The 6,041-nt window shown below is 57.6% G+C and carries 7 protein-coding genes; 2 read left to right on the top strand and 5 right to left on the bottom strand.

Annotated features, from left to right (window positions below; genetic code table 11):
• Positions 1-528: 528 nt before the first annotated feature.
• Positions 529-714, top strand: coding sequence for a hypothetical protein (locus AC066S_RS36545; protein ID WP_100233314.1), 186 nt, complete (start codon positions 529-531; stop codon positions 712-714).
• A gap of 391 nt (positions 715-1,105) precedes the next feature.
• Positions 1,106-1,567 carry a hypothetical protein gene (locus AC066S_RS36540; RefSeq protein ID WP_164719127.1) on the top strand — a complete coding sequence of 154 codons (462 nt, stop codon included), beginning with the start codon at positions 1,106-1,108 and terminating at the stop codon, positions 1,565-1,567.
• 96 nt (positions 1,568-1,663) lie between these two features.
• On the opposite strand, the gene AC066S_RS36535 is transcribed toward AC066S_RS36540, so the two are convergent.
• The 5 genes from AC066S_RS36535 to AC066S_RS36515 all read right to left on the bottom strand — a co-directional run bounded on the left by AC066S_RS36535 (position 1,664) and on the right by AC066S_RS36515 (position 6,020).
• A complete protein-coding gene (locus AC066S_RS36535) occupies positions 1,664-2,110 on the bottom strand; it encodes a hypothetical protein (protein WP_235884916.1) in 447 nt (148 codons plus the stop codon).
• 167 nt (positions 2,111-2,277) lie between these two features.
• Positions 2,278-2,823 carry a tetratricopeptide repeat protein gene (locus tag AC066S_RS36530; protein WP_126261979.1) on the bottom strand — a complete coding sequence of 182 codons (546 nt, stop codon included), beginning with the start codon at positions 2,821-2,823 and terminating at the stop codon, positions 2,278-2,280.
• A gap of 106 nt (positions 2,824-2,929) precedes the next feature.
• Positions 2,930-5,047: a type III secretion system export apparatus subunit SctV gene (gene sctV, locus AC066S_RS36525; protein WP_126261980.1), complete on the bottom strand. Its 2,118-nt coding sequence runs from the start codon at positions 5,045-5,047 to the stop codon at positions 2,930-2,932.
• Between the two features lie 8 nt (positions 5,048-5,055).
• On the bottom strand, positions 5,056-5,478 hold the full coding sequence (sctY, locus tag AC066S_RS36520) for a type III secretion apparatus assembly chaperone SctY (protein ID WP_126261981.1): 423 nt from the start codon (positions 5,476-5,478) through the stop codon (positions 5,056-5,058).
• 2 nt (positions 5,479-5,480) lie between these two features.
• Complete coding sequence (locus AC066S_RS36515) at positions 5,481-6,020, bottom strand: hypothetical protein (protein WP_126261982.1); 540 nt, start codon at positions 6,018-6,020, stop codon at positions 5,481-5,483.
• Positions 6,021-6,041: the final 21 nt, after the last annotated feature.

Raw genomic sequence — 6,041 nt, 5'->3', positions numbered from 1 at the left:
TGAAAGCCGGAGTGTGGTTCCGCCGTGCTCGTCTGCTCATCGTCTCTCCTGATTCGCGGGTCAATCTTGCCCGCCGTCAGGCAGAAACTCCACTTATCGCGCTGTTCAGATTTGCGGGACCAGCTCAGTCACAGTCGCGGGCCGTATGCTGCTTGTGGAGGCAAAAGGATGGCGACAAAGCACCGGCTCTCTGGTCTTTCAAGTCACCAATAGACGGAGTTCTGAATTAGTTAGTGAGGATTCCAGCAGGCCAGTTCACAGTCATCGCGATTGAGATTGCAAGCCGAAACGTGCCTCGCTCGCGCTAGCTATTGCTAACTCCGCTATGCAGCCAACGGTACAGAAACGCCCGGTTGGGAGCACTGCCGAGCGGTTTTATGTGGATGTGATCCTTGTGGAAGACATTCATTATCGGCGCCCGTCATGCCGGCAAGGTTCTGCCAACCATTCACGGTTCCGACCGCTAACGGATCGAAAACGGTTTTCGAGCAAGTTCTTACCCGGGATAGCAGGGGAGGAGATCTACACATGAGCGGACCGGCCGTTATGGAAAACGTGCGCCGCTATCGCGCGATAGCTTCGTTGTGCCGTCAGTCCGCCGCATTTCGGCCAATCCAACGGGACTCATTGCTAGCACAAGCTGCAGAGTGGGAGGAACGCGCGATCGCAGAGATCGAGAGATACTTCAGTTGTTCCGCTGCACGTCCTGCTTGATTGCGCTCGACGATGAAAAGCATCCACCATCTGGCCAATGGGTCGGATCATGAAAGGCAATGCTGGCCAAACGATCCAGTCGCGCAAGCGGCCGCGTTGGGAATTCATCGGTGGGAGCTTCAGATAGGACGCTCAAATAGCTTCATCATCTCCGCCAGCACATCGCGGGCCCTCGTCCAGCCACCGGATAGCTCAGCTCTATTGCTTCCGCCCTCGCCGACGCTGCGCCAAGGGGCCCGTTACGTTGCCCGGGGGATGATGCATTCGCATTCGGCAAGAAGGAGTCGTTGGTTCGGCACCGTTCGTCGCGGTGCCGTGCAAACATTAAACCCTAAAGCCGACCGTAAGAGGGGCATGCCAAGTAAATCTGCTAGCCGCCGGGAGCTCAGATTTGTTCAATGATCGCCTGATGAATGTCGGCGCGCGTTGGACAGCCGGAAGATCCGATGTTGCGCCGCGTAAGGAAAACGGAAACTCCCGCTTATTAAAAAAAGCGCGATCCCGCCATCCCCCGCGGATGCAGAAATCATTGATCGAGAGTTATATGGCGAAGGGCATGAGATGCGAGGCTGACCGCGCCAAAGTCGATCTGGTCAAAGACGTCGGTTATCTTCGTGTAGAGCCTGTGCGCTCTACACAAAATATATTCATACGGATCGCTCGCGGGCTTTGCCGCACTCTCGGTACACCTGGCATTGCCACTATTGGGCGGTTTACTCGCTCGTTGCCATTTGCATCCTTTGTTTTTCCATTTGTCCTCGTGCTTGGTGGGATCAAGCACCATCATCGAGTCACTTACCTCAACAAGCCAAACGCTGCTGCGCGCGCTTTCGCTTCCGGATTGAAAGAGTGAGAGAGGACGAGGGTTCGTTGCCGTCGATCCGGAGCTGATGTTCAAGCAAGATATTGCCCGCGTTATCGACAAGCGAATGAGTAGCCTGGAAAGCCATTATTGAGGTGAGTTCATCTCACCCAGGAAATTGTTCGCGCCAATCATTTTTGCGCTTGAGCAGCTCACTCCGGCGACCTCCGGCTTCGGTTCTTCAGGAGCCCGGCGCTCTTGTTCCCGAGCTGATAGCTGAAATATCGCGCTTTCTCCGAACCAGACTTCGTGCGGAAGCAAAACGCAACGTCCGCTGTGCGTCGAGCCTTTCGGGACATCCGACCTAGAGTATCGCTGCGGATTCGCAGCAATATGCTCTATGTCTTCGCCATAAAACTCTGCCAGCTTGTTCTCGAATGAAGATCTTGAGATCTCAACCAGTGGTGGCTCGTCAACCAGCGCGTATGGCGGGACTGCAGTCGAAAATGATTCAGAGGAGAAACTCGATGGCGCCGAATTCAGGAAGGAGAGTATATCCGGCGATTCCTTGGCGATGCGCGTAGTACCGGTCATCAGTCGCGCTCGTTCTGATTTCATCGGCCTCGGGATAAATTGCTGGTGCGCTGAAACAAGAAACCTTCCATTTATATCGGCGAGGTCGCGGGGGCGGCCGCCGATTGAGTGTTCCGCGTTGATGGTAAGCCTAGCTGTTGGCATGCTGACAGCTAAGCATCAAGACGTCACCATTCCGGTCCGCTCCCGCATGGGCTCGTTCGAGATAGCGCCGCGAAGTGCGGGCCGTCCGCCTGCGGTGCTGGGTTGGCGCCGCCGGTCTCCGTCTTACCTTCAAGGGCGAGGGACAGTTTGAAGTTATTGCGCAGCATTGGGTTTGCGGGTTCCGCTGCGAGAGCTTGGCGGTAGAGTTCTTGGGCCTCCCGATGTCGGCCCTCGTGATCGAGAACAACTGCTTTGGCATTCAATGCGCGCAGGTCGCCAGGGGCTGTCGATAAGATCCCGTCGAGCACCTCAAGCGCATCATTCGGGCATTTGCGTGCCAGCAAAGCCCGCGCAAGAGGAATCGCGGCATCAACATTCTCCGGTCGTTGCTTCAGCGCATCGCGCAAAGCCTTCTCGTCAGCATCCCGACCGAGGGCGAGAGCGATGCGCTCGCGCATAGCTGGATCGACCTCCTTGGCCCCGACCAGCTCTGCCGCAGACGTCGGCTGCTGTGAAAGACCCGACTTGTGCGAGTCAGCGCAACCTGCGAGCAGCACGATGGCAAGCATGGGGAGAAAGGCCGAGCACGAATGGCGACGAAAGTTACGCCAGCGTCGCAGAACATTAATCTTACATGAATTCATAAGCGACCTCACGACCCTACACCTGTGCTCGTCAGCCGGCCGCAGGGAGGAGGTCACGATGCCCGCCTGTAGGAGTCTTGTCCTTGCCAGGCGCAAGTTTGACGGAGCCAATCGGCTGGACGGTGAAATCCGAGGCGAGATCCTGATAGGAGAGAACAGGTAGGTCTATTCCATTGCGGGTGAGAAAGCCGCGGACGAAGCGCCGGATATCCATCGAGCCCAGGATAACTGGCTGGTTCTGACTGCGCGCGATGCTCGAATGGATCTGGCGAAATTGTGCAAGTAGCATCTCGCTTTGCCGATCCTCCAAAACGAGGTAGGGACCGACAGCGGTCTCGCGCACCGCACCTCGCACGATATCCTCGGTCTCACGCTCGACGATAAAGGCCGCCACAACACGATGGGCGTTGGCATAGCGGTGACAGATCTGCCGCTTCAGAACGGAGCGCACATATTCGGTGAGCAGTACGGCACTTTGCTCCCGTTCGCTCCATTCTGCAAGCGCCTCCAGAACCAAACGGGTGTTCCGGATCGGGATGCCCTCGTCCAGCAAGCGGCGTAGCACATCCGCGATGCGAGGGATCGGTGTCGTGCGCAGCACCTCCTTCACCAGATCGGCATATTCCCGCTCCATCCGGCTAAGCAGCTGACGCGTTTCCTGAATGCCCACCAGGCGCTGTGCATAGCGTGTCAACGTCGACTGGACGCGCAAGGCGATGATTTCGCTCGGACGGTGGTGCCCAATTCCGGCAGCTTTGAGAGCGGGCGCATGGCCTTGTTCGATCCAGATCCGATTCGTGTCTGGGTCCTGCCAAAAGGGTATCCCGCTCAGTTCAATGTTCGCCACGTCGTCGTTAAGTAAGAGTTGTGTCGGGTCAATGGCGCCCTCTTCCACCGGCACTCCTTCGACATCCACCCGGAATTGCGATTGGGCCAGGTGCTGTGCGCTTTGGGCGGGAATGCGTGGAATTGTGATGCCAAGATCAGCTGAAACCAGTGCCGAAACCCGTGCGACGCACTGCTCGAGTTCCCCTACGTCGATTGCCTGCATCAGGCTCGGCGCTAGCAACAGCGTAATCGGAAGTGCCTCCGCGGGCACGGTTTGCTTCTGACCCTGTGCGGAAGCGGGAGCGGAACCGGTGGGACCGGCGCCCGCCTTGAGAGCGGTCTTGCCCTCTTGCACGCCAACCTTGAGAAAGCTGGCAGCGGAGAACAGCGCGGCCATTATGACAAAGGGCGGCAAAGGGAAGCCAGGAACGAACCCCATCACAAGCAAGACACAGGAGGCCAAGCGTAGCGCTTGTGTGCTGGCCGTAAGTTGGCTGACGATATCGGCGCCAAGATTGAGTTTGGAAGGACCGTTGACACGAGTGACAATGGTTGCGGCTGTAATTGACAGCAGCAGGGCCGGAATCTGCGAAATGAGCGCATCACCGATCGTCAGGGTGGTATAATGGTGCATCGCCTCCTCGAGGGACATGCCCTTGGAGAGCGATCCGATCGTGATGCCACCCAGCATGTTGATGCAGATGACTATTAGTCCGGCTATGGCATCGCCCTTTACGAATTTCATGGCACCGTCCATCGCGCCGTGCAGTTGGCTTTCTCGCTCCAGCGCGCCGCGCCGGCTGCGGGCTTCGTGCTGATCGATATGGCCGTTGCGCAGCTCCGCGTCGATCGCCATCTGCTTGCCCGGCAGCGCATCGAGCGTGAAGCGCGCAGATACCTCCGCCACCCGTTCAGCGCCCTTGGCGAGAACCATGAACTGCACCATGGTCACGATCAGGAATATGACAATGCCCACGGCGATGTTGCCGGATATGACAAAATCGCCGAACGTATGAATGATGCTGCCGGCATCGCCCTCGGCGAGGATCAGTCGCGTCGTTGCAACGGTAAGAGCGAGACGAAAGACGGTGGAGATCAGGATGACGCCCGGCAGGGACGAAAAGTCGAGCGGCGTGTTGAGATACAGGGCTACCATCAACAGCAATATGGCAAACCCCAGATTGAAGCCGATCAGCATATCGATCATGACGATCGGGATCGGCATGATCATCATTCCGATCGCAAGAAGAAGCATCAGCGCGACCATCAAATCCGGGTGAGCCGGCGCGCGCGTGATGAGATTTCGTAGAAGGTTGGCCATGAGAAGCCTTATTGTTGTTTGATTGCAGCTGTGCTGCCCCGCAACAAAACATAGCGTTTGAAGACGGCTTGCGCTTCGGTCATGCGGCCAGCGTGACGCAGCGCGTGGCTGCGCATCAGCATCAAGGGTAGACACGAGGACGGTTCGTCATCCAGTTTGTCAAGCTGATCCAATACCGACAGTGCTTCGTCACCGCGACGCTCCAAGATGAGAGCGTAGGCCAAGATGCGGAGCAGGCCGACATCTTGGGACTGTTCGTGAGCGGCCAGCCGCAACAGAGCCAGGCTCTTGGCGCTCTGTCCGCACGCAAGGTAGACATAAGAAAGCACGCAGAGCAAATCTCGCTCCGGCCCGGAGATCAGCTCGACAGCGCCGGCTTCGGAAACGCGCTGTGTAGATGTGAAGTGTTGTACTTTGTCTGGCCCGGCCATCGCTAGCCTTTGATCAAGCCGTTGTGACTCTGCCGGAGCAGGATTAATCGCTGCAGCTCCAGTTGCAGAAGCGCGGCCCCTTCACGTGAAACCAAATCCTCTGGCGCGGCTGATAGCGTATCAGCCAAACGCTCCAGAAGAAGGCCGTGTTGCTCTGGACGCAGAACATGCGAATGACGTAAGCGCGGCGTCACGAAGGAGAGCAGACTGTGCGCGAGATTGGGCTCATTAAGCCAAGCGAGTTCCGAGCTTGGCTCGATCTGACCTGGCGGGGCGCGCGCCTCGTCTAGATTGATGCGCGAAACTGCATCGATCGAACTGAGCTCGAGCGCGCTCTCGATCGTGACGTCCACCAACCGATCCAGCACGTCACTATGACGAGAAAGTGAGGTGTGGCTCTTAGGATCATTGCCACGCGTCCGGTCAATCCCGATGGACTTGGCTCGAGAATTGACCGGCGTGTTGGCAGATGCATGATGATCAACGTTTGGCCCCTGAAAAGAGGTGCCGGGCTCGACGGGATTGGGGGGCAGCCTAGTCATGGCACTTTGCTTCCTTACCTG

Source organism: Bradyrhizobium sp. CFUWI (assembly GCF_056429085.1).
The sequence above is the reverse complement of the archived record's forward strand: the minus strand, read 5'-3'. Positions and strand labels throughout refer to the sequence as shown.